Here is a 21,085-nt window from a genome sequence, read left to right as displayed (position 1 = left end):
GTGGGTCAGGCCGGCCAGGTGCCGGTGCTCAGGAAGCGGTCGATGGTGGCCCGGTGCGGTGCCAGGTCGAGCCCTTGCCCGGCCACCCACTCGTCGGCGTAGTAGGTGTTCGCGTAGCGGTCGCCGGCGTCGCAGATCATGCTGACCACCGAGCCGGTCCGCCCGGCGGCGAGCATCTCGGCGATGAGTCCGAAGGCGCCCCACAGGTTGGTGCCGGTGGAGCCGCCCACCCGCCGGCCGAGCACCGCGGAGCCGGCCCGCATCGCGGCCAGCGAGGCGGCGTCCGGCACCTGGACCATGCGGTCCACCACCGACGGGAGGAAGGACGCCTCGACGGTGGGTCGGCCGATCCCCTCGATCCGGGAGCCGCGGCCGGTGTGCACGGACCAGTCCCCGGCCTGCCAGGCGGGATAGAAGGCGGAGTTGTCCGGGTCGACCACGCAGAGCTTGGTGGGCAGCCGCCGGTAGCGGACGTACCGGCCGATGGTGGCGCTGGTGCCGCCGGTGCCGGCGCCCACCACCACCCACGCCGGTACGGGGTGCCGTTCGAGGGCGAGCTGCGCATAGATCGACTCGGCGATGTTGTTGTTGCCCCGCCAGTCGGTGGCCCGCTCGGCGTAGGTGAACTGGTCCATGAAGTGCCCGCCGGTGTCCTCGGCCAGCCAACGGGCCTCGATCACCACCTTCGCCGGGTCCTGGACGAGGTGGCAGCGGCCGCCCTGGAACTCGATCTGGGCGATCTTCTCGGGCGAGGTCGAGGCCGGCATCACGGCGATGAACGGCAGCCCCAGCATCCGGGCGAAGTAGGCCTCGGAGACGGCGGTGGAGCCGGAGGATGCCTCGATGACGGTCGTCTCGGGACCGATCCAGCCGTTGCAGAGCCCGTAGAGGAAGAGCGAGCGGGCCAGCCGGTGCTTCAGCGACCCGGTGGGGTGCACCGACTCGTCCTTGAGATAGAGGTCGACGCCCCACTCCCGGGGCAGCGGGAAGGGCAGCAGGTGGGTGTCGGCGGACCGGTTGGCGTCGGCCTCGACCGCGGCGATCGCCGCGGTCACCCACGTCCGGCTGGCTTCGTCGCACCGGTCCAGATGTGTCACGCCGGCAACGTTACAAGTGAGGCCCGCCCACATCCGGCCCGGTAGGCCGGTCTCCGGCTACCGCCGGCCGGCCCGGCGGCGCTGGCGACGCTGCCCGGCCCGCCCGGCGGCCCGGATCACCGGGGTGAGCGCGAGCGCCAGCCGGGGCAGCGCGTCGAGGAGGCGTACCTGGGCGCCGCGCCAGCGCGGCAGGCTGACCACCGGCCGGGGCCGGCGGGCCAGCCGCGCGGCCCGGACGGCCACCCGCTCGGGCGTCAGCATCGACCCGGTGAAGGAGGCCAGCGCACCGGGGTCGTCGAGCCGGTCGTGCAGCATCGGCGTCCAGATCCCGTCCGGGCACAGACACGACACGTGTACGTCCCGGAGCGCGGCCATCCGCAGGTCGCTCAGGGTGCCGAGGCTGAACGCGAGCAGGGCGTGCTTGCTGGCGGCGTACATCGTCTCGCCCGGCGCGGCGATCAGCCCGGCGAGCGAGACGACGTTGAGGACGTGCCCGTGACCCTGGGCCCGCATGATCTCCAGTGCGGCGAGGGTCCCGTTGATCGCGCCGAGGGTGTTGACCTCGACCAGCCGGCGGCGGGTCGCCGCGTCCTGCGTCCAGGACGGCCCGGTCGCGAGTATCCCCGCGTTGTTCACCCAGAGCCCGAGCCCACCGCCCGCTCCACCGGCCGCCGCCTCGGCGGCGACAGTCGCGCAGGCCGCCTCGTCGCGGACGTCGAGTGCCCGGGACCAGCCGCCGAGCGGGGCCGCGGCGGCGGCGACCGCGTCCGCGTCCAGATCGGTCAGGAGTACGGCCCAGCCGTCGGCGTGCAGCGCTGCCGCGATGGCCCGGCCCAGCCCACCGGCCGCCCCCGTCACCACCGCCGCCCCCGTGGCCCGCCCGGGTTTCGCGGCCCGCCCTGCCTCCCCGGGTTGGCGCGTCCCCGAGGCTGGGCCGGGCGGTGGCGTCGTCATCGGCGCACGGTATCGCCGGGCGGCCGAGCGGCGCCAGACCCGTGCGCGGGCCCGACCTCTCCGTCAACCCGCTACAGCTTTGATGATGTAGATGAATCAGCACGGCCACAGCCGACGGCCGACAGGCGTGGCCGACGGCGCAACGGCCGCTGATTCATTTACGTCATCAAAGCTGTAGGCGCGGAAGTGGGGATCGGGTCCCCCGCCGGCATCGCTTCCCGCCCGACCGGACACCGGTGCTGACGGGCGGCCAGGGCCTGCGGCCGAGCCAAAGCGCCGGCCCGTGCCGTGAAGCTCACGGCGTGGGCAGCTCGATGGGCTGGGGGCGGTTCTCCCACTTGGTCGACAGGGCGATGCCGGTCCGGGTGGAGGCGACGCCGGGGGTGCGGTTCAGCCGGACGATCAACTGCTCCAGCTCGACGATCGTGCCGACCCGCGCCTTGAGCAGGAAGGACTCGACGCCGGCCATGAAGTAGCAGGACTCGATCTCGGGCATCTGCCGGAACGCCTCCAGCACGTCGTCGGTGTCCCCGCCGGAGTCCTCAACGATGCCGATCAGCGCGGTGACCCCGAGCCCGATGGCCTCCGGCTCGACCTCTGCCCGGTACGCCCGGATGACCCCGCTCGACTCCAGCTTGCCGACCCGCTCGTGCACCGCCGGCGCGGAGAGGCCCACCTGGCGGGCCAGCTCGGCGTACGACAGACGGGCGTTGCCGCGGAGCAGCTCCACGAGGCTCATGTCGATCGCGTCCACGGATTGTGACCCTAGCCGCCCGGCCGTAACGTCCCGCACCCGGCACCCGTTGAGCATGACAACGCGTAACTATTTACGGACTCAGCGCCAAGGAGGCTTTGCCGGGGGTAACATTTCCTAACTTCCCACTCAGTGCTTTTTTCGCGTTTGGCGGACAGGCCAGGTCGCTGGTGCTGTAATTGCCATACGTCCCTCATGACGGCTCTGGGCTCGCACCGGCCGGGGGCAGTGTGTTCAGCCGGGGGCTTCGTCGACGCGAGGAGGGGGCTGTGGACACTGGAGATCGCCTGCTGACACCGGGTGAGGTCGCCGCGCTGTTTCGGGTTGACCCGAAAACTGTGACGCGCTGGGCGGCGGCCGGCCGGATCGGCAGCATCCGGACTCCAGGCGGGCATCGCCGGTTTCGGGAATCCGAGGTGCGGGCCCTGCTTGAGGGGGAGGGCATGCTGGAAGAGGCGGAGGACATGGGCAAGCCACGCAACATGGGCCCGGCCGCTTCGACCGGCCCCGGACCGGCCAACGCCGGCATGTACTGAGTGGTGCGGATCGGCACGCGGACCGGCCGTCAGGCCCGGTCCGCGTCCCGCCGCGACCGGTCAACCCGGTTGGGAACGGTCGGCGGCCAGCTCGCCTGACCAGCGCCGGAAGAGCGTGTGCGACACGCCGAGCGCGTCCAGCACCTTGCCGGCCACGAAGTCGACGAGCTGCTGGGCCGAGGCCGCCGCGCCGGCACCGTAGAAGCCCGGACTGGCGGGCAGCACCACCGCACCGGCGTCGTGCAGCGCGATGAGGTGCTCCAGGTGGCTGCGGGTCACCGGGGTCTCCCGGGGCACCACCACCAGCGGCCGGCGTTCCTTGAGGTTGACCTCGGCGGCGCGCTGCAACAGGTCCTTCGACAGACCGATCGCGATGCCCGCGCAGGCCGCGGTGCTGGCCGGCACCACCGCCATCCCGCGTACCCGGTAGGAGCCGCTGCTCGGGCCGGCGGCCAGGTCACCGGCGGGCCAGTGCCGCAGGTCCGCGCCGGTCAGGTCCCGGCCCAGCCACCCGGCCAGGTCCTCGGCCCAGTGCCCGTCCCGGAACGGGCGGCCGGTCTCGTCGAGGATGGTCAGCCGGGCGGCCCGGGAGACGATCAGGTCCACCGGCTCACCGGCGTCGAGGAGCGCCCGGACGACGGCCGCCGCGTACGGCGTGCCGGAGGCCCCGGAGACGCCGACCACCCATGGTTCGCGCATACCGTCCAGCCTGCCTGGTCACGGCGGCGGCCGGGTCGGCACCCCCCGGTTCGCCGCTGTCCGGAGCGTCCCCGTTGCCCCCACGGGCGGCGGCCCCTCCGCCGACCTGCCATGCTTCCGTCGGCGATCGACGTCGTACGGGAGGGATCGGTGATGACCGAGGCGATCCTGTCGTCGCTACGGTCCGCCTGCCCGATCCCGCCCCGGCTCTCCCCGTACGCCGATCCGGTGCAGGAGTGGCTGGCCGACCGGCTGACCCGCCTCGGTCTGCCGCTGGAGGCCACCGCCCGGGAACGGCTGGTCCGGGCCGGCTTCGCCCGCTATGCCGGCCGGCTCTATCCGGGCGCCGCCGAGCCCGACCTGCGTACCCTCGCCACGCTCTTCACCTGGTTCTTCCTGGTCGACGACGCCTGCGACGGGCCGGACCGGCTCGCCCCCACGCAGATCCGGGCGCTGCGGGACGGCGCGCTCGCCCTGCTCCGGGAGGGGCCGCGGGCCCGCCATCCGGGCTTCTCGGGGCCGCTGCGTCGGTTGCTGGTGCAGGGGTGGCGGGAGCCCCGCCGCCGGATGCCGGCCCGGTGGCGGCTCCGGTTCACCGACGCGGTCGCGCATCACCTGGACGGCACCTGGCGGGAGGCGGTCGCCACGCACGCCGGGCGGAGGCCGGACGTCGACGAGTACATGAAGCTGCGCCGGGCCACCTCGGCGGCGTACGTGTCGTACCCGTTGATCGAGTTCGCGACGGGCCGGCCGCTGCCCGACGCGGTCTACCACCATCCCGCCCTGCGGCGGGTCGGCGACCTCGGCAACGACCTGCTCTCCTGGTTCAACGACGTGGCGTCGCTGGAGCGGGACCGGGTCTCCGCCGGCGGGCACAACCTGGTGCTGGCGCTCGCCGCCGAGCGGGGCGTGCCGCTGGCCGTGGCCGTGGACCTGGTGGCCGAGCGCTGGCGGGCGGCGATGGAGCGCTTCGTCGCGCTCTGCGCGGCCGTGCCGTCGTTCGGACCGGCGCTGGACGAGGCGGTCACCGCCCACCTCGACGGGGTGGCCAACGCGGTCCGGGGGACCGTCGACTGGACCCTGGAGAGCGAGCGCTACCCCGTCACCGCCCAGCCCTGACCCGCCCGCCCGGCTACCGTCGAGCCGACCCGGTCAGGCCGTCGAGCCGGCCCGGCGGTCAGGCGCGCAGGCCGAGGCGGACCACCAGGTCGAGCAGGGCGAAGACGAAGAGCACGATGCCGACGAAGCCGTTGGCGGTGAAGAACGCCCGGTTGACCTTGCTCAGGTCGGTGGGGCTGACCACCAGGTGCTGGTAGCCGAAGGCTACGGCGGTGAATGCCAGCCCGATCCACCAGAGCCAGCCGAAGCCGACCAGCGCGCCGAACCACAGGAACAGCCCGAAGGTGATCACGTGCGCGACGGTGGAGGCGTGCAGCGCGAAGCGCCGGCCGTAGCGCGCCGGCACGCTGTGCACGCCGATCTCCCGGTCGATCTCGGAGTCCTGGCAGGCGTAGATCAGGTCGAAGCCGCCGATCCAGAGGCCGACGGCCGCACCGAGCAGCCAGGCCGGCCACGACCCGGCGAGGGTGCCGGTGACCGCGAGCCAGGCGCCGACCGGGCCGACCGCCTGGGCGATCGCCAGGATGGCGTGCGGCCAGTTGGTGAACCGCTTGCCGTAGGGGTAGACGACCAGTGGCACCACGGCGAGCGGGGCGAGCACCAGGCAGAGCGGGTTGAGCAGGGCGGCGGCGGCCAGGAAGACCACCAGCGCGACGGCCGCGCCGCTCCAGGCCGTCCGCACGCTGACCGCCCCGGTGACCAGTTCCCGGTTGGCGGTACGCGGGTTCCGCGCGTCGATCCGCCGGTCGAGGATCCGGTTGGCGGCCATCGCGAACGTCCGTGCGCCGACCATCGCCACGGTGATCAGCAGCAGGTCGAGCCAGCGCACCCGCCCGCCGTCGACCTGCATCGCGGTCAGCGCCGACAGGTACGCGAACGGCAGCGCGAAGACCGAGTGCTCGATCGCGACCAGCTTGAGGAAGGAGGTGACCCGGCGGGGCCGCTCCGCGACGGCGGTCGCCATCAGATCCCGTACTCCTTCCAGCGCTTGTCGACCAGGGCGGTGACCTCCGGCGACATGGTCATCTCCTCCGGCCAGCCCCGGGTGTAGCCCTCGGTGGGCAGTTTGCGGGTCGCGTCGACGCCGACCTTGCCGCCCCAGAACTGCTGGTACGACGAGTGGTCGAGGTGGTCCACCGGACCTTCGGTGAGCAGCAGGTCGCGGGCGTAGTCGACGTTGCCGAAGGCGCGGAACGCCACCTCGTTGTAGTCGTGGACGTCGCAGTCCTCATCGACGATCACGATCAGCTTGGTCAGCGACATGAGGTGGGCGCCCCAGATCGCGTTCATCACCTTCTGCGCGTGCTTCGGGTAGCGCTTGCGGATCGACACGATCGCGCAGTTGTGGAAGACCCCGGCGGCCGGCAGGTCGTAGTCGACGATGTCCGGGATCAGCAGCTTGAGCAGCGGCTGGAAGATCCGCTCGGTGGCCTTGCCGAGGCCGTGGTCCTCCTGCGGCGGCTTGGAGGTGACGATCGAGTGGTAGACCGGCTCGCGCTGCATGGTCATCGTCTCGATGTGCAGCACCGGGAACGGCTCGACCGGGGTGTAGAAGCCGGTGTGGTCGCCGAAGGGGCCCTCGGGCAGCCGCTCGCCGGGCTCCAGGTAGCCCTCCAGCACGATCTGGGCGTGCGCGGGCACCTGGAGCGGCACGGTGAGGCAGTCGACCATCTCGACCCGCTCGCCGCGCAGGAAGCCGGCGAAGAGGTATTCGTCGATGTCGCCGGGGAGCGGCGCGGAGGCGGCGTACGAGACGACCGGGTCGCAGCCGATCGCGACCGCGACCGGCAGGCGCTGGCCGAGCCGCTCGGCGACGGCGTGGTGGGCGGTGGAGTCCTTGTGGATCTGCCAGTGCATGCCGAGGGTGTTCCGGCCGTGCTGCTGGAGGCGGTAGAGGCCGAGGTTGCGCTTGCCGGTCTCGGGGTGCTTGGTGTGGGTCAGTCCGTAGTTGTGGAAGATCCCGCCGTCGCCGGGCCAGACCTGGAGGCCGGGCAGCTTGTTCAGGTCGACGTCGTCGCCCCGGTAGACCACCTGCTGGCAGGGTGCGGTCTTGACCTTGCGCGGCGGCACCGACTTGAGCTGCATGACCTTGCCCAGACCCTCGCGGATGCCGGACCAGCCGACCGGCAGTTCCGGCTTGATCAGCGCGCCGATCCGCTCGCCGATCTCGTCGAGCGAGTCGACGCCGAGCGCCATCGCCATCCGCTTCTCGGTGCCGAACAGGTTGATCGCGATCGGCATCTCGCCCCGGGTGGGGCGCTCGAAGAGCAGCGCCGGCCCGCCGGCCCGGACGGTCCGGGTGACCACCTCGCTGATCTCCAGCGTGGGGTCGACCGGGACGCTCACCCGCCGCAGCTCACCCGCGCGCTCCAGCGCCGCGAGGAAGTCCTTGAGATCGGTGTACGGGAAGCCACGAGCCGCCATACCCGCCAGTCTCCCCCACCGGCCGCCGCCCCAGCTCCGCCGGGTCGGGGTGGCCTTGCTCACGGCCGACCAGGTGCCGACGCGGGAGGAGCGATCCGTGCAGTGCGGCGGCCGGCAGTCGGACGGGAGGGCCCGGCCCGACTGCCGGCCGCACGCCGGTTCAGCCTTCCCTAGAAGTACAGATAGAGGTGATACACGCCGCCCGAGTACGGCCCACGGCACTGACCGTAGATGTTGAAGTACTTCAAGTTGTAGTCAGCTACGGCATTGCACTCCGATCGGCTCGAGTAGGTGCCCTCGTACACCCATCCCGAGGCGACGGCAGGATGTTCGCGGCCGACTCGACGGCCTGGGCAGGCGTGGCGGCCAACGCGCCGAAGGCGACCGCCGCGCCGAGCCCCACCGTGGTGGCGGCCCTGGCAATCCGACTTCTCATGAGCAAAGTCCCTCCGTTTGTGGATTCCCGGCCGTACCGAGTGGCGGTACGACCCAGGATCGTGGATCGGTGATGGACGACGACCGCCGTCCTGTGGCCACCCTGGTCCACCCTGCGCGGGCTCGAAAAGGGGCTCGGCTCGTCCCGGACAGGTGACGGAATGTCCGGCCTGCTCACATCGATGTCCGGGACGCTTGTCCGAAGACCTGCCGGACAGGCCTCAGGCGGCCGGCTCCCACGCGTACGCGGCCAGCGGCGGGTCGAGCGGGGCGTCGACCAGCCGATTGGCGAAGGTGGAGATGGTGTACGTCCCGACGCCGAGCACCACGTCGAGGGCGTGCCGGGGCTGCCAGCCGGCGGCGAGGAAGGCGTCCAGCTCGTCGTCGGGCACGTCGCCCCGGTGGTCGAGCACGGCGAGGGTGAACCGGCGCAGCGCCTCGAGCCGCGCCTCCGGCAGCGCGGTGCCGGCCCGCAGCGCGGCGACCAGCTCCGGCGTGCCACCGTGCCGGGCGAGGGCCGGGGTGTGCATGGCCACGCAGAGGTGGCACTCGTTACGGGTGGCGACGGTGAGCACGACCACCTCCCGCGCGACGGGGTCGAGGTCGGTGGAGTCGAAGGCGGCGACGGCGCCCAGGAAGCCCTTGAGCAGTTCCGGCGACTCGGCCATCAGGGCGACGGCGGTGGGCAGGTGGCCCTGTTTGCGCTGGACGGCGGCCATGACGGGCCGCACGGCGGTGGGCGCGGTGTCGGGAGTGTGGATGGTGAAGGCCGGTCGGGACATGACGGCACCCCTCGGTTAAGATAGTCAACGTGGTTGACCAAATAGTAAACGGGGTTGTCGAACATGGCAACACCTGACCGCCCCGGCTTCGCGCTGCCCCTGCTCCTGCTGGCCGGCTTCCGTACGCTCATCGACGACCTGCACGCCGAACTGGCCCAGCAGGGGCACCCGGAGCTGCGCCCCGCCCACGGCTTCGTGCTCCAGGCCGTCGGCCCGGCCGGCACCACCGCCTCCGACCTGGGCCAACGCCTCGGCGTCTCCAAGCAGGCCGCCGGCAAGACGATCGACCGGCTGGTCGCCCTCGGCTACCTGGAACGCGTCGACGACCCCGCCGACGCCCGCCGCAAGCTGGTCCGGATGACCGAGCGGGGCCTCGACGGGCTACGCCGCTCGGCGGTCCTCTTCGACCAGCTCCGCGACCGCTGGGCCGCCACCCTCGGCCCCGACCGCGTCGCCGCCATGGAGGACGACCTGCGCCGGATGGTCCCCTCCGACGTCTTCCGCCTCGACGTCCCCGGCTGGTTCAGCGGGTGAACCGCACCTCAGTCGTGGTAGAGGCCCACCGGGTCGAGCAGGACGACGTCTGGCCGAACCGATGCGGCACGGGTCAGTTCATCGGCGAAGCCCTGACCGCTGGCCAACAGCAGACGCACGTCCGTCGCGTCGAATCCAGGTCGCCTCTGGAGCAATGACCTGATGCGTTCCAATCGCTCCAGATCGGCGAGGCCCAGCCGCCTGCCCCACTTCGTCTCACCGATGGCGAGCAAGCGGCGGGGACCATCACCCAACGGCGGTTCACCGAGTGCGACGAGGTCCAGTTCGTGACTGGTCCGGCTCACCGGATCGGTCACCGTGGCCGCGCTCGATTCCGCGACCGGCCCGCCCAGCGCCTCCGGGTCCGCGAAACGGAGCGACCAGTGCCGGACCATCTCCTCGAATCGGGGCCCGAGGACCGCACTGGCGTAACGCCGCTGCGACCTACGCCAGACATCCCCGCCCCGACGCTGTTCCAGCGCTGTCCAGGCCGGCCGCATGATCGCCTGGTAGAAGGTGATCAAAGGCTCGGTGATCCGGTAACTGCTGCGCCCGCTCCGGAAGGGGTCCGGCTCCCTGACCAACAGGCCGGCATCCTCAAGGACCGTCAGCGGATGCTGAAGGTCGGTGGCCTTGCGCCCGATGTAGCTCGCGATCCCACCACGGCTCGCATTGCCCTCTGCCACGGCCGCCAGCACCGAGTGGTACAGCGCCGTGTCGCGCAGGTCCGGATCCTCGGCCAACAGGTAACGCGCTTCTCGGAACAGGGGACGGGCGGGGTTCAGAACCGACCGGACCACCCAGTCGTCGAAGTCGGCCGACCCGGCCGGCGCGTCGTCCTGGACGTACTCCCGTCGGTACGCCGGAGTCCCGCCCACGATGGCGAAGACCCGAGCCGCCAGCAGTGGATCCTCGATCCCCCAGAAGTTCGCGGCCGCGCGGTAGTCCAAGGGATGCACCGGCAGTTCCAGCCCGGCCCGGCCGCGGAGGGGCGCGGAGCCGGCCAGCAGTCCACCCATGAAGGAGAGCGCCGATCCGCAGAGCAGCAGGCGTGTCCGGGACTCCGTTCGCTGCGGCCGACCGGGCGTGAGCGCATGCTGGATGATCGAGGGAAGGTCACGGGCCGCCCGCACGAGGTACGGGAACTCGTCGAGCACCACGGTCACCGGGCGGTCGTACCCGAGGGCGAGCAGGGCGTCGACGGCGGCACTCCAGTCGGTCAGGTGCACCGGCCCGGGTGCCTTCGTGAACGTGCCCAGGGCGTCACCCAGTCGCCGGAGCGATTCGGTCGCCGTCGCCTCGGTGGCGCCGAAGTAGAAGCCGCCACCAGCGCGGGCCAGTTCGTAGAGCAGCAGCGTCTTGCCCTGCCGACGACGGCCGCTGACAACGCCGAGAGTGGCGCCGGACCGCTGGTCAGCGACGAATCGGGCAAGTTCCGCCCACTCGACGTCACGATCGAAGATCCCGGTCGGCTTTATCGGAAGAGCCATCCCCGCACCACAATTCTTATGACTACAGTTCTAAGAAGTGTAGTCATAAGAATCTGTCCAGGGCAGCGCCACGCCGAACCGGCATCATGGCCGGATGGACGATGCGTACGTGGCGGGCGACGTGGATGGGCTGACCCCGCTCCAGGCGGAGATCCGGGACGCGGTGGCCCGGGAGTTGCACGCTCAGTTCGCCCTGCGGGCCGACCGGCTCGACCTGTCCGACCTGCCCGAGGTGGCGTACCAGATCACCTTGCGGGTGGACGGGGTGCTGACCGGCCGGCGACCGGCCCGCTGAGACGACGCGACCGCCGGAAGGCGTAAGGCTTTCGGCGGTCGTCGGTGCGTGCGGTCAGTTGACGCCGGCGTAGGAGTGCAGGCCGGTGAAGAAGAAGTTCACTCCGAACAGGTTCATCAGCATGGTCGCGAAGCCGAGGATCGAGATCCAGGTGGCCACGTTCCGCTTGATGCTCGGGGTGGCGCGGGCGTGCAGATAGCCCGCGTACACCACCCAGGAGATGAACGCCCAGGTCTCCTTCGGGTCCCAACCCCAGGCCCGACCCCACGCCGCCTCGGCCCAGATCGCCCCGGCGATCACCGCGAAGGTGAAGATCGGGAAGGCGAAGGCGTGCAGCGTGAAGGTCAACCGCTCCAGGCCGGCCGCCGTCGGCAGCCGGCGGGCCAGGGTGTACGGGAAGCTGCGCCGCCCCTGCTCCCAGCCGGAGCGCATCAGGTAGGCCGCCGCGGGCACCACGCCCAGCAGGAAGATGCCGGAGGCGAAGACGATCGTCGAGACGTGGATGACGAACCAGTACGACTGCAGCGCCGGCATCAGGGGCGTGACCTGCACATAGAGCTTCAGCTCGGCGAACGCCAGCAGCAGCACCATGACCAGGGTCAGGAAGAGCCCGAGCCGGCGCAACTGCGGACGCTTCGCCAGCACCGCCAGCCAGGCGGCCGACCCGATCCAGGTGACCGTCAGCACGAACTCGTACATGTTGCCCCAGGGCATCCGGTCGGCGGCGATGCCCCGGGTGACCAGCGCGCCCAGGTGCAGCGCGGCGGCGAGCGCGGTGAGCCCGGTGGCGATCCGACCGGCCAGCGCGGCCCGGGCGGCCGAGCGGCTGGGCCGGGTCCCGACAGGGTCGGCGGCGGGTGCCTCGACGGTGCCGCCCGGGACGCCGACGCCCGCGCCGACCAGTTCCCGGGCCGGGGCCACCGTCGCGGGGACCGCGCGGGCGTTGCCGAGCGCGTACTCGACGGCGTGGCTGATCATGGCGACCAGGTACGCCAGGATCGCGTACGTGACCAGCTGGTCGGAGAGTGCGGACATCACTCGTCTCCTTCTCGCGCCCGCCGGTCGGTCCGCCCCTCGTCGCTGACCGCGGTGAGGAGCTGCTCGAACTCGTCGGCGAACCCTGGATGCTCGGTGCGCGGCAGCCCACCGGCCTCCACCAAGCTACTACCGCTCGTCGGAGATCCACCGTCGGGGGGCGTGACCCGGAACCAGACCCGGCGCCGCCGGGCGAAGAGCGAGCCCATCAGCCCGGCCAGCAGCACCACGCAGGCCGCCAGCATCAGCGTCTGCCCCGGCGCGTACCGGACGGAGAGGGTGACGTACGGCTTCGTGCCGAGGAACTCCAGGGTGCTGCCGTCGTCCAGGGTCCACTTCTCGCCGACGCCCAGCTTCTTGTCGCCGACCTGCTTGAGCTTGCCGTTGGTGACCTGCCGCTGGTCGAGCTTGTAGACCGAGCCGGGGATGCCGGCGTCCAGCCCCAGGTTCCCCCGGTACGCGACCAGCACCACCGCCGGGTTCCGCTCCGCCGGGAACTGGGACTTCACGAACGGCGCGCTCTCCGGCGCGGTCGGCAGATAGAGCCCGTCGAAGGCGACCTGCTGGTCGGCGGCCCGCTTGCCGGTCTTCGGGTCGACGTTGGCGTCGGGGAAGGCGGCCAGGCCCTCGCCGGTCAGGCCGACGTCCCCGGTGGTCAGGAACGGCACCGTGCTGGTCTGCGAGACGCCGTACCGGTCGGTGTACTTGAGGATCGGGGCGTACCCGTGGCCGAGCAGGTAGACGTTGGCGGGGCCGAGCCGCAGCGGCGAGTTGACCGAGAAGTCGGCGGTCCGCTTCGCTCCCCCGTCCGGCTCGTCCACGGTCACCCGGGCCCGGAAGCTCTCCGGCTGCCCGGACGGCAGGAACTTCGCCTCGAAGTCGTCCAGGGTGAGGCAGAACGGCGGCAGGTCGGCGCTGTCCACCCGGGCGCCGAGCGAGGCCTCGCTGTACTGCTGGCGGGTGTTGCAGAAGGCGTTCTCCTCCCCCGCCACCAGCAGCCGGTTGCCGTGCCAGCCGTACCAGGAACCCACCGCGACGCCGAGCAGGATCGCCACCAGCGAGGTGTGGAAGAGCAGGTTGCCGGTCTCCTTGAGGTAGCCCTTCTCGGCGGAGACCTCGTCGCCGCGTACCGCCACCCGCCAGCGACGGCGGCGCAGCACGGCCGCGATGGCCTGCGCGTCGGCGGCAGGGGCCGCGAGGAGGGCGTGCTGGGGCAGCCGGTCGAGCCGCTTCGGCGCGGCCGGCGGCGTCATCCGCAGCGCCCGCCAGTGGTCCCGGGCCCGGGGCAGCACGCAGCCGACCAGGGAGGTGAAGAGCAGCAGATAGATCGCCGAGAACCAGACCGAGCCGAAGACCTCGAACATGCCGGCCTGGTCGAGCTTCGGGGCCAGGTCGGGGTGGTCGACGAAGTACTGGTTGACCTTCTCCGGGTTCACCCCGCGCTGCGGCAGCACCGAGCCGGGGATCGCGGCCACCGCGAGCAGGAAGAGCAGGACCAGCGCCGTACGCATGCTGGTCAACTGCCGCCACGAGTTACGCAGCAGGGCCAGCAGCGGGTTCGGCCGGCGGCGGGGCGCCTCGGCGGGCGGACTCGCCGGCCGGTCGTCCACGGTCGTCATCAGATGCTCACCTCGCCCGGACCCACGGTCGTCTGCAACCAGATCAGGAAGTTCTGCCAACCGCCGGTGACCAGCGCCAGGCCGATCAGGATCAGCAGGGCGCCGCCGATCCGGGTGACCCAGCGGCTGTTGCGCCGCACGGCGCGGAAGACCCCGAGCAGGCGCTGGAAGCCCAGCCCGAAGACGACGAACGGTACCCCCAGCCCGAGGCAGTACGCCACGGCCAGCACCACCGCCCGGTCGGTCTGCCCGCCGGCCGCCGCCATGCCGAGCACCGCGCCGAGCGTCGGGCCGGTGCACGGCATCCAACTCAACGCGAAGACCGCACCGAGCACGGGCGCGCCGAGCAGGCCGGCGGCGGGGAGCCGGTTGATCCGGAACTCCCGTTGCAGGCCCGGGACCACGCCGAGGTAGCCGAGGCCCAGCACGATGATCAGCGCACCGATGACGACCTGGAACGTCCGCTCGTACTCGAAGAAGAACCGGCCGAAGCCGGCGAAGAGGATCGCGGTGGCGACGAAGACCACGGTGAAGCCGGCGATGAAGAGCAGCGTCCCGGCGAGCACCCGACCCTTGACGGCGGCCACGGCCACCCGCTCGCGTACCGCCACGCCGCCGCCGGTGGTGGGGTCGGCGGGAGGTGTCCGCTCACCTTCGAGCTCGGCGCCGGCGAGGCCGGTGACGTAGGAGAGGTAGCCGGGCATCAGCGGCAGGACGCACGGGGAGAGGAAGCTGACCAGGCCGGCGAGCGCCGCCGCGCCGATGGCCAGCAGCAGCGGGCCGGACCGGGCCAGCTCGCGGAACGTCTCGTCCATCAGCGGGACCCGGCGTCCGGCTGCTCGGCGGCGATCCGCTCGACGATCGGGCGCAGGCCGTCCCGGGTGACCGCGGCGCGGATCACCACGGCGATCCGGCCGTCGCGGTCCAGCACGACGGTGGCGGGGATGGTGTTCGGCGGGATGTCCAACGCCAGCGCGAGCCGGCTGGCCGGGTCGAAGATGCTCGGGTACGTGACCCGGCCCTCCTCGAAGGCGACCGCCTTGTCCCGGCTGTCCTGCACGTTGATCCCGAGGAAGGTCACCCCGGAGCCCTTGGTGGCCTGGTAGGTGGCCTCCAGGTCGTCGGCCTCGGCGCGGCAGGGCGCGCACCAGGAGCCCCAGAAGTTGACCACCACCACCTGGCCGCGCGCCCGGCTGACGTCGTACGTCCCGCCGGTGAGCAGGTCACCGGCGAGCTTCGGGGCGGCGGACCGCTGGTCCGGGGCGCACTCGACGATGCCGTCGCGGTTGGTGCAGCGGCTCTCCTCGTTCCCGGCGGAGCAGCCGACCAGCGCCGTCCCGGCGGTGACGGCGGCGAGGAGGGCGGCGATCAGCCTCCGGGAACGCATGTCAGGCCCCCTTGGCCGTCCGGGCGGTCGGCGAGATGGCGATCAGGTGCGCGGCCGGCTCGGAGTAGCCGATGCCGACGACCTTCGCGCCGTCGAAGTGGAACGTGGTGAGGCTGGCCAGCCCGCACTGCCGCTTGCGCGGGTCGTGCCAGAGCCGCTTGCGCTCGACGTACCGCCGCAGGGTCCAGATGGGCAGCTGGTGCGAGACGAGCACGGCCTCGCGCCCCTCGGCGGCGACCCGGGCGGCGTTCAGGGCGGCGAACATCCGCTCGGCGATCGCCTGGTACGCCTCCCCCCAGGAGGGGGTGACCGGGTCGCGCAGCACCCACCAGTTGCGCGGGTCGCGGAAGGAGCCGTCGCCCGGGGAGACCTTCTTGCCCTCGAACCAGTTGGCGCTCTCGATCAGCCGCTCGTCCTCCCCGACCGGGAGGCCGAACTGCCCGGCGATCGGTTCGGCGGTCTGCTGCGCGCGCTCCAGCGGGCTCGCCACCACGTGCACGACGTTCCGCTCGGCGAGCGCCTGGGCGGCGGCCTTGGCCATCTGAACGCCCAGCTCGGAGAGGCGGAAACCGGGCAGCCGGCCGTAGAGGATGCCGTCCGGGTTGTGCACCTCGCCGTGCCGCAGCACGTGCACCACCGTCTCACTCATGTGATCAACCCCCGTGTCCCGCCGCTGCCGCTGCCCGCGCCGCACCCGGCAGGGCCGCGGCGATCTGCTCCATCGCGGCGTCGTCGATCGCCGTCGAGACGAACCACGACTCGAACGCGCTCGGCGGCAGATAGACGCCGGCGGCGAGCATCGCGTGGAAGAACGCCTTGAACGCGGGCACCTGCTGGGTGCGGGCGCTGTCGTAGTCGGCCACGTCGGCGTCGGTGAAGAAGATCGAGAACATGCTGCCCGCGTACGAGAGGCGGTGCGGGACCCCAGCGGCGGCCAGCGCGTCCGCGGCGAGCCTGCCCACGACGGCGGCCGTCTCGTCGAGCTTGCGGTAGAGCGCGTCGTCGGCCAGCCGCAGCGTGGCCAGGCCGGCGGCGCAGGCGAGCGGGTTACCGGAGAGGGTGCCGGCCTGGTAGACCGGGCCGGCCGGGGCCAGCCGGGCCATGATCTCCGCGCGGCCACCGAAAGCCGCGGCGGGCAGCCCGCCACCCATGACCTTCCCGTACGTCCACAGGTCGGCCTCCGACGGGTCGAGGCCGTGCCAGCCGGCGCGGGAGACCCGGAACCCGGTCATCACCTCGTCGACGATCAGCAGCGCGCCGTGCGCGTGCGCGATGCGGGCGAGCTGACTGTTGAAGCCGTCGCGCGGGGCGACCACGCCCATGTTGCCGGCGGCGGCCTCGGTGATCACCGCGGCGATGTGCGGGCCCTCGGCCGCGAACGCCGCCTCGACCGCCGTGATGTCGTTGTACGGCAGCACGATGGTGTCGCCGGCCGCCGCGCCGGTCACCCCGGGCGAGTCGGGCAGCCCGAAGGTGGCGACGCCGGAGCCGGCGGCGGCGAGCAGCGCGTCCGAGTGGCCGTGGTAGCAGCCGGCGAACTTGATGATCTTGGCGCGGCCGGTGAAGCCACGGGCCAGCCGGATCGCCGACATGGTGGCCTCGGTGCCCGAGTTGACCAGCCGGACCTGCTCGACCGGGGTGCGGTCGACGATCTCGGCGGCCAGCTCCACCTCGCCCGGTGTCGGCGTGCCGAAGCTGGTGCCGAGCCCGGCGGCCTCCCGCAGCGCCTCGACCACCTGCGGGTGGGCGTGCCCGAGGATCAGCGGCCCCCAGGAGCAGACCAGGTCGACATAGCGCCGCCCGTCGGCGTCGAAGAGCCAGGGACCCTCCCCCCGGACCATGAAGCGCGGGGTGCCACCGACGGCACCGAACGCGCGCACGGGGGAGTTCACCCCGCCGGGCACGATGGCCTTGGCGCGGTCGAACAGGGCCTCGGAGGCCGGTGCATCGGCCGGGTAGCGGCCGGATCCGGCGGAAAAGGTATCGGTCACGATGCGGCCATTGTGTCAGCGCCGGACGGCGAATCGGCAGCCACCCCGCAGCAGGGTTACCGGGCTCACCCGCCACCCGCCCGCCACCCGTCGCGGCGGCCGGCACGCCGCGCGCCCGTTCGCGAGAGCCGGCACGCCGCACACCGGCAGGGTCGAGACCGGGCGGCTGGACGGCCGGGAGTCCGCTCGACGGGCCGGCCGGTCGAGATCGCGATAGGCTGACCGCGTGGATCGTGCCGAACTGTCCATCACGCTACACCGGACGGGCGATGAAGTGGTTCTTCGCCTCGCTGGTGAGATCGACATGCTCACGGCCGCCCAGCTGTCGACTGTCGTCAATGAGGTGCTGGCCGAGCCGCCGCCCCGCATCGTGCTGGACATGGGCGGGGTGACCTTCTGCGACTCGCAGGGCCTCGGCACCCTCGTCGTGCTCAGCCGCAAGGCCAGCCACGCCCAGAGCCTGCTGGTGCTCAGCAACGTCGGCGACTTCCTGCTCCGCGTCCTCGACATCACCGGCCTCCGCAGCGCCCTGATGATCAAGAACGAAACCGCCCCCTGACCCCTCGGGCCCTCCCCACCCCTCCTGCGCCCTGCCTCACTGCGTTGATCAAGAGGTATGCGTCTCCGGAAAGCCCGTTTCTGACGCAAACCCCTTGATCAACGCGGCGCACCGCGTACCGCGGACCGCGTACCGCGCCGCGATCATGCTCTATCCGGGACGTGGTGGGGTCGAGGCGGACACCACTCGATCCTGGATCGAGCACGATCTTGCGGTTCTGGCGGTCGCCCCCGGGGCGAGGGCGGGGTGGGGTCAGGTGGTGGGGATGTCTCGGCGGGTGAAGGTGGTCAGGCCGGTGGTGGCCAGGAGGAGGGCCAGGGCGGTCAGCAGCCAGAGCGGGGTGGCGTGCCAGTTCGGCGAGAGGACCTGCGGGGTGTGGGTGAACGGGGAGAGGTCCAGCAGCCACTGGCCGAGCTTCAGGACCGCGCCGAGCTGGCCGAGCAGCACGCAGACCGCCAGCACCGCCCAGGCAGTCGGGGCGAGCCGGGGCAGCAGGCCGTAGAGCAGCACGGCGAGGCCGGTCAGCACCCACGCCGCCGGTAGCTGCGCCAGGCCCGCGCCGACCATCCGCGGCAGCTGACCGGCCACGTCGTGGATGCTGATCCCGTAGGCGAGGCCGGTGGCGAACCCGGTCACCGCGAGCACCACCGCCGGCCCGAGCAGCGCGAACGTCAGGTGCGCCAGGAGCCAGCGGGACCGGTGCACCCCGGTGGCCAGCAGCGGTTCGGCCCGGCCGGCGGTCTCCTCCGCCCGCATCCGCAGCGCCGCCTGGATGCCGAAGCCGGCAGCGGCCCACCCGGCGAGGCTCAGCGACACACCGAGGTAGGCGTCGGCCATCCCGGCGGCGCCCCCGAGCCGCGCCATGATCTCCTCCAGCTGCGGGTTGCCCTCGACCGACCGGCCGGCGGCCTGCGCGGCCCCGCCGAGGATCAGCCCGAGCAGGCCGAACCCGACGGACCACCAGAGGAGCTGACTGCGGTGCAGCCGCCAGGCCAGCCCGAACGGGCCGGCGAGGCCCGGCCCGGCGGCGACCGGACCGAGCCGGGGCGGCAGCAGCCCGGCGCCCAGGTCGCGACGCACCGAGAGGGGGTACGCGACCGCGGCGAGCAGCCCGGCCAGCAGCACCGGCAGCACCAGCACCCACCACCGGTCCCCTTCGTACGCGCGGACCCGCGGGGCCCAGCCCAACGGCGAGAGCCAGCTCAACCAGTCCCGCTCCGAGGTGTCACCGGCGAGGCGCAGCCCGAAGGCCGCCCCGAGCACCGCGATCGCGATGCCCCGGGCGCCGCCGGCCGTCTCGGTGAGCTGGGCGGTGAGCCCGCCGACGGTGGCGAAGACGATGCCGGTCAGGGCGGTGCCCAGCCCGTACGCCAGCGAGCCGACCGCCGGCAGCCCGGTGGCGACCAGGCCGGCGGCGGTGAGCAGGCCGAGCAGCAGGTCGGCCGCGTACGTCACGGCCAGCGCGGCGGTCAGTCCGGCGTACCGGCCGAGGACGGAGCCGCCGAGCAGTTCCCGGCGACCGGCCTCCTCCTCGGTACGGGTGTGCCGGATGACGGTGAGCAGGCTGGCCAGCGCGACGAGCGTCAGCAGGAAACCGCCCCGCTGGGCGGTGAGCGCGCCGACGCTGTCGCCGTAGAGCGGGCCGAGCAGGGCGACGACGGACGGGTTCCGGCCGGTGCCGACCACGTACGCGGCCCGCTCGGCGGGGGTGGAGAAGAGTTCGAAGAAGCTCTTGGCGTAGGTGGCGGGGAGCACGGCGAGGACCAGCATCCAGAGCGGGAGCAGCAGCCGGTCCCGGCGCAGCATCAGCCGGGCCAGGTGCCGCGCCCCGGTCAGCGTGCTCATGCGGTCACCCCGGTCGTTGCGGCGGGGGCGGCACCGGCCTCGGTGGACTCGTAGTGGCGCAGGAACAGTTCCTCCAGCGTGGGCGGCTGGCTGACCAGGCTGCGTACGCCGAGTTCGGTGAGCCGGCGCAGCGCGGCGTCGAGGGCGGCGGTGTCCACGTCGAAGCGCACCCGGTTGCCGTCGACCCGCAGGTCGTGCACCCCGGCCAGGTCGGTCAGCCCGTCGACCGGGGCGGCCAGCTCCGCGTCGATCGAGGTGCGGTGCAGGTGGCGCAGCTCGGTGAGGGTGCCGGACTCCACCGCCCGGCCGTTGCGGATGATCGTCACCCGGTCGCAGAGCGCCTCCACCTCGGCGAGGATGTGGCTGGAGAGCAGGACGGTGCGGCCGTCCTGCCGGGCCCGGCGGATCCAGTGCTGGAAGACCTCTTCCATCAGCGGGTCCAGCCCGGAGGTGGGCTCGTCGAGGACGAGCAGTTCCACGTCGGAGGCGAGAGCGGCGACCAGGCCGACCTTCTGCCGGTTGCCCTTGGAGTAGGCCCGACCCTTCTTGCGCGGGTCCAGTTCGAACGATTCCAGCAGCTCGGCGCGGCGCTTCGGGTCCAGCCCGCCGCGCATCCGGCCGAGCAGGTCGATCACCTCGCCGCCGGAGAGGTTGGGCCAGAGGGTGACGTCGCCGGGGACGTACGCCAGCCGGCGGTGCAGGGCGACGGCGTCCCGCCACGGGTCGCCGCCGAGCAGTCGGACGGCCCCCGCGTCCGCCCGGAGCAGGCCGAGCAGCACCCGGATGGTGGTGGACTTGCCGGACCCGTTGGGGCCCAGGAAGCCGTGCACCTCTCCGGCACGGACGGTGAGGTCGAGCCCGTCGAGCGCGCGGATCCGGCCGAAGGTCTTCACCAGGCCGGACACCTCAATCGGAGTTTCCATGATTTGGAAGCTACGCTTGTTTCACAAACTTGTGAAGACACTAATATGTGAGGCACGATCGGGTCCACGACAGCGCAGTGAGGAGCCCGCACCCATGCCGGACGTACCCCGCCCCACCCGCAACGAGGAGGAGGTCCACCTCTTCGTCGAGCGGATGGCAATGGCCTGGGCCGACGTCGGCTTCCCCCGGATGGCCGGCCGGGTGCTCTTCGCCGTGATGAGCGCCGACGAACCACTCACCGCCGCCGAGATCGGCGAGCGGCTGGGGGTCAGCGCGGCGGCCGTCTCCGGGGCGGTCCGCTATCTCACCCAGTTCGGCATGCTGATCCGCGAGCCGGTGAAGGGCTCCCGGCGGGACCGCTACCGGATGCCGGAGAACCCCTGGTACGAGGTGACCATCACCAAGACCAGCATCTACAAGACCTTCATCGACATCGCCAGCGGCGGCGTGGACGCCCTGCACGGACGGGACACCCCGGCCGGCGAACGGGTCGCCGAGATGCGGGACTTCTTCCTCTTCGTACAGAAGGAGATCGACTCGATGGGTGACCGGTGGCGGGCCTGGCGGGCCGCGACCGGACACGGCGACCGGGCCGACGCCTGATAG

22 protein-coding genes are annotated in these 21,085 nt (G+C 72.3%); 6 read left to right on the top strand and 16 right to left on the bottom strand.

Annotation, left to right across the window (positions count from 1 at the left end; genetic code table 11):
- Nucleotides 1–5: 5 nt before the first annotated feature.
- The 3 genes from MRQ36_RS14510 to MRQ36_RS14500 form a co-directional block, all read right to left on the bottom strand.
- Nucleotides 6–1,097, bottom strand: a complete 1,092-nt coding sequence (locus tag MRQ36_RS14510) for a PLP-dependent cysteine synthase family protein (protein WP_242795983.1) — start codon at nt 1,095–1,097, stop codon at nt 6–8.
- A 57-nt stretch (nt 1,098–1,154) separates the two neighbouring features.
- Nucleotides 1,155–1,955, bottom strand: coding sequence for an SDR family oxidoreductase (locus MRQ36_RS14505; RefSeq protein ID WP_242795981.1), 801 nt, complete (start codon nt 1,953–1,955; stop codon nt 1,155–1,157).
- A gap of 391 nt (nt 1,956–2,346) precedes the next feature.
- Nucleotides 2,347–2,805: an Lrp/AsnC family transcriptional regulator gene (locus MRQ36_RS14500; RefSeq protein WP_242795979.1), complete on the bottom strand. Its 459-nt coding sequence runs from the start codon at nt 2,803–2,805 to the stop codon at nt 2,347–2,349.
- Nucleotides 2,806–3,074: 269 nt separating this feature from the next.
- Between MRQ36_RS14500 and MRQ36_RS14495 the strand changes: the two genes are divergently transcribed.
- Nucleotides 3,075–3,341 carry a BldC family transcriptional regulator gene (locus tag MRQ36_RS14495; protein ID WP_242795977.1) on the top strand — a complete coding sequence of 89 codons (267 nt, stop codon included), beginning with the start codon at nt 3,075–3,077 and terminating at the stop codon, nt 3,339–3,341.
- A 60-nt stretch (nt 3,342–3,401) separates the two neighbouring features.
- On the opposite strand, the gene MRQ36_RS14490 is transcribed toward MRQ36_RS14495, so the two are convergent.
- The gene (locus MRQ36_RS14490) at nt 3,402–4,040 is read right to left on the bottom strand and encodes a UbiX family flavin prenyltransferase (RefSeq protein WP_242795975.1); all 639 of its coding nucleotides are present in this window, start codon (nt 4,038–4,040) and stop codon (nt 3,402–3,404) included.
- 153 nt (nt 4,041–4,193) lie between these two features.
- On the opposite strand from MRQ36_RS14490, the gene MRQ36_RS14485 reads away from it, so the two are divergent.
- Complete coding sequence (locus tag MRQ36_RS14485; RefSeq protein WP_242795973.1) at nt 4,194–5,159, top strand: terpene synthase family protein; 966 nt, start codon at nt 4,194–4,196, stop codon at nt 5,157–5,159.
- A 58-nt stretch (nt 5,160–5,217) separates the two neighbouring features.
- Here the strand turns inward: MRQ36_RS14485 and mqnP are convergent, their stop codons facing one another.
- The 3 genes from mqnP to MRQ36_RS14470 form a co-directional block, all read right to left on the bottom strand.
- Nucleotides 5,218–6,123 carry a menaquinone biosynthesis prenyltransferase MqnP gene (gene mqnP / locus MRQ36_RS14480; RefSeq protein ID WP_242795971.1) on the bottom strand — a complete coding sequence of 302 codons (906 nt, stop codon included), beginning with the start codon at nt 6,121–6,123 and terminating at the stop codon, nt 5,218–5,220.
- On the bottom strand, nt 6,123–7,583 hold the full coding sequence (locus MRQ36_RS14475) for a menaquinone biosynthesis decarboxylase (protein WP_242795969.1): 1,461 nt from the start codon (nt 7,581–7,583) through the stop codon (nt 6,123–6,125). Before MRQ36_RS14475 ends, mqnP begins: the two co-directional genes overlap by 1 nt.
- A 656-nt stretch (nt 7,584–8,239) precedes the next feature.
- Complete coding sequence (locus MRQ36_RS14470) at nt 8,240–8,800, bottom strand: carboxymuconolactone decarboxylase family protein (RefSeq protein ID WP_242795967.1); 561 nt, start codon at nt 8,798–8,800, stop codon at nt 8,240–8,242.
- 63 nt (nt 8,801–8,863) lie between these two features.
- Here MRQ36_RS14470 and MRQ36_RS14465 point away from each other — a divergent pair, with 63 nt between their 5' ends.
- Nucleotides 8,864–9,334 (top strand): MarR family winged helix-turn-helix transcriptional regulator, encoded by a 471-nt coding sequence (locus MRQ36_RS14465; protein ID WP_242795965.1) that lies wholly within the window; start codon nt 8,864–8,866, stop codon nt 9,332–9,334.
- A gap of 8 nt (nt 9,335–9,342) precedes the next feature.
- Here MRQ36_RS14465 and MRQ36_RS14460 read toward each other — a convergent pair whose 3' ends face one another.
- A complete protein-coding gene (locus MRQ36_RS14460; protein ID WP_242795963.1) occupies nt 9,343–10,563 on the bottom strand; it encodes an ATP-binding protein in 1,221 nt (406 codons plus the stop codon).
- Between the two features lie 355 nt (nt 10,564–10,918).
- Between MRQ36_RS14460 and MRQ36_RS14455 the strand changes: the two genes are divergently transcribed.
- Nucleotides 10,919–11,119, top strand: a complete 201-nt coding sequence (locus MRQ36_RS14455; protein ID WP_242795961.1) for a hypothetical protein — start codon at nt 10,919–10,921, stop codon at nt 11,117–11,119.
- 54 nt (nt 11,120–11,173) lie between these two features.
- Here the strand turns inward: MRQ36_RS14455 and ccsB are convergent, their stop codons facing one another.
- From ccsB to hemL, 6 genes are read right to left on the bottom strand one after another with little or no spacing between them, the layout of a single operon-like run.
- Entirely contained in the window at nt 11,174–12,154 is a 981-nt protein-coding gene (gene ccsB / locus MRQ36_RS14450; RefSeq protein WP_242795959.1) for a c-type cytochrome biogenesis protein CcsB, read from the bottom strand.
- On the bottom strand, nt 12,154–13,773 hold the full coding sequence (locus tag MRQ36_RS14445; protein WP_242795957.1) for a cytochrome c biogenesis protein ResB: 1,620 nt from the start codon (nt 13,771–13,773) through the stop codon (nt 12,154–12,156). Before MRQ36_RS14445 ends, ccsB begins: the two co-directional genes overlap by 1 nt.
- Nucleotides 13,773–14,588, bottom strand: coding sequence for a cytochrome c biogenesis CcdA family protein (locus MRQ36_RS14440; RefSeq protein WP_242795955.1), 816 nt, complete (start codon nt 14,586–14,588; stop codon nt 13,773–13,775). The genes MRQ36_RS14445 and MRQ36_RS14440 overlap by 1 nt, the downstream gene beginning before the upstream one ends.
- Complete coding sequence (locus MRQ36_RS14435; protein ID WP_242795953.1) at nt 14,588–15,160, bottom strand: TlpA disulfide reductase family protein; 573 nt, start codon at nt 15,158–15,160, stop codon at nt 14,588–14,590. The genes MRQ36_RS14440 and MRQ36_RS14435 overlap by 1 nt, the downstream gene beginning before the upstream one ends.
- Nucleotide 15,161: 1 nt before the next feature.
- The gene (locus tag MRQ36_RS14430; protein WP_242795951.1) at nt 15,162–15,809 is read right to left on the bottom strand and encodes a histidine phosphatase family protein; all 648 of its coding nucleotides are present in this window, start codon (nt 15,807–15,809) and stop codon (nt 15,162–15,164) included.
- Between the two features lie 4 nt (nt 15,810–15,813).
- Nucleotides 15,814–17,151 (bottom strand): glutamate-1-semialdehyde 2,1-aminomutase, encoded by a 1,338-nt coding sequence (gene hemL, locus MRQ36_RS14425; protein ID WP_242795949.1) that lies wholly within the window; start codon nt 17,149–17,151, stop codon nt 15,814–15,816.
- Between the two features lie 226 nt (nt 17,152–17,377).
- Here hemL and MRQ36_RS14420 point away from each other — a divergent pair, with 226 nt between their 5' ends.
- Entirely contained in the window at nt 17,378–17,710 is a 333-nt protein-coding gene (locus tag MRQ36_RS14420) for an STAS domain-containing protein (RefSeq protein WP_242795947.1), read from the top strand.
- A 252-nt stretch (nt 17,711–17,962) separates the two neighbouring features.
- On the opposite strand, the gene MRQ36_RS14415 is transcribed toward MRQ36_RS14420, so the two are convergent.
- Both MRQ36_RS14415 and MRQ36_RS14410 read right to left on the bottom strand, forming a co-directional pair.
- The gene (locus MRQ36_RS14415; protein WP_242795945.1) at nt 17,963–19,555 is read right to left on the bottom strand and encodes an ABC transporter permease; all 1,593 of its coding nucleotides are present in this window, start codon (nt 19,553–19,555) and stop codon (nt 17,963–17,965) included.
- On the bottom strand, nt 19,552–20,478 hold the full coding sequence (locus MRQ36_RS14410) for an ABC transporter ATP-binding protein (RefSeq protein ID WP_242795943.1): 927 nt from the start codon (nt 20,476–20,478) through the stop codon (nt 19,552–19,554). The genes MRQ36_RS14415 and MRQ36_RS14410 overlap by 4 nt, the downstream gene beginning before the upstream one ends.
- A gap of 94 nt (nt 20,479–20,572) precedes the next feature.
- On the opposite strand from MRQ36_RS14410, the gene MRQ36_RS14405 reads away from it, so the two are divergent.
- On the top strand, nt 20,573–21,082 hold the full coding sequence (locus MRQ36_RS14405) for a GbsR/MarR family transcriptional regulator (RefSeq protein ID WP_242795941.1): 510 nt from the start codon (nt 20,573–20,575) through the stop codon (nt 21,080–21,082).
- Nucleotides 21,083–21,085 lie beyond the last annotated feature (3 nt).

The organism is Micromonospora sp. R77, assembly GCF_022747945.1.
Lineage (GTDB): Bacteria > Actinomycetota > Actinomycetes > Mycobacteriales > Micromonosporaceae > Micromonospora.
Note: the sequence above shows the minus strand (reverse complement) of the source record. Positions and strands in the feature narration are given on the sequence as shown.

What these genes read in the sequence shown, in the direction of transcription:
- MRQ36_RS14490 (WP_242795975.1), bottom strand. Translation starts at nt 4,040, where the DNA reads ATGCGCGAACCATGGGTGGTCGGCGTCTCCGGGGCCTCCGGCACGCCG.
- mqnP (WP_242795971.1), bottom strand. Translation starts at nt 6,123, where the DNA reads ATGGCGACCGCCGTCGCGGAGCGGCCCCGCCGGGTCACCTCCTTCCTC.
- MRQ36_RS14470 (WP_242795967.1), bottom strand. Translation starts at nt 8,800, where the DNA reads ATGTCCCGACCGGCCTTCACCATCCACACTCCCGACACCGCGCCCACC.
- MRQ36_RS14435 (WP_242795953.1), bottom strand. Translation starts at nt 15,160, where the DNA reads ATGCGTTCCCGGAGGCTGATCGCCGCCCTCCTCGCCGCCGTCACCGCC.
- MRQ36_RS14465 (WP_242795965.1), top strand. Translation starts at nt 8,864, where the DNA reads ATGGCAACACCTGACCGCCCCGGCTTCGCGCTGCCCCTGCTCCTGCTG.
- MRQ36_RS14475 (WP_242795969.1), bottom strand. Translation starts at nt 7,583, where the DNA reads ATGGCGGCTCGTGGCTTCCCGTACACCGATCTCAAGGACTTCCTCGCG.
- MRQ36_RS14485 (WP_242795973.1), top strand. Translation starts at nt 4,194, where the DNA reads ATGACCGAGGCGATCCTGTCGTCGCTACGGTCCGCCTGCCCGATCCCG.
- MRQ36_RS14440 (WP_242795955.1), bottom strand. Translation starts at nt 14,588, where the DNA reads ATGGACGAGACGTTCCGCGAGCTGGCCCGGTCCGGCCCGCTGCTGCTG.
- MRQ36_RS14405 (WP_242795941.1), top strand. Translation starts at nt 20,573, where the DNA reads ATGCCGGACGTACCCCGCCCCACCCGCAACGAGGAGGAGGTCCACCTC.
- ccsB (WP_242795959.1), bottom strand. Translation starts at nt 12,154, where the DNA reads ATGTCCGCACTCTCCGACCAGCTGGTCACGTACGCGATCCTGGCGTAC.
- MRQ36_RS14445 (WP_242795957.1), bottom strand. Translation starts at nt 13,773, where the DNA reads ATGACGACCGTGGACGACCGGCCGGCGAGTCCGCCCGCCGAGGCGCCC.
- MRQ36_RS14430 (WP_242795951.1), bottom strand. Translation starts at nt 15,809, where the DNA reads ATGAGTGAGACGGTGGTGCACGTGCTGCGGCACGGCGAGGTGCACAAC.
- MRQ36_RS14410 (WP_242795943.1), bottom strand. Translation starts at nt 20,478, where the DNA reads ATGGAAACTCCGATTGAGGTGTCCGGCCTGGTGAAGACCTTCGGCCGG.
- MRQ36_RS14415 (WP_242795945.1), bottom strand. Translation starts at nt 19,555, where the DNA reads ATGAGCACGCTGACCGGGGCGCGGCACCTGGCCCGGCTGATGCTGCGC.
- MRQ36_RS14455 (WP_242795961.1), top strand. Translation starts at nt 10,919, where the DNA reads ATGGACGATGCGTACGTGGCGGGCGACGTGGATGGGCTGACCCCGCTC.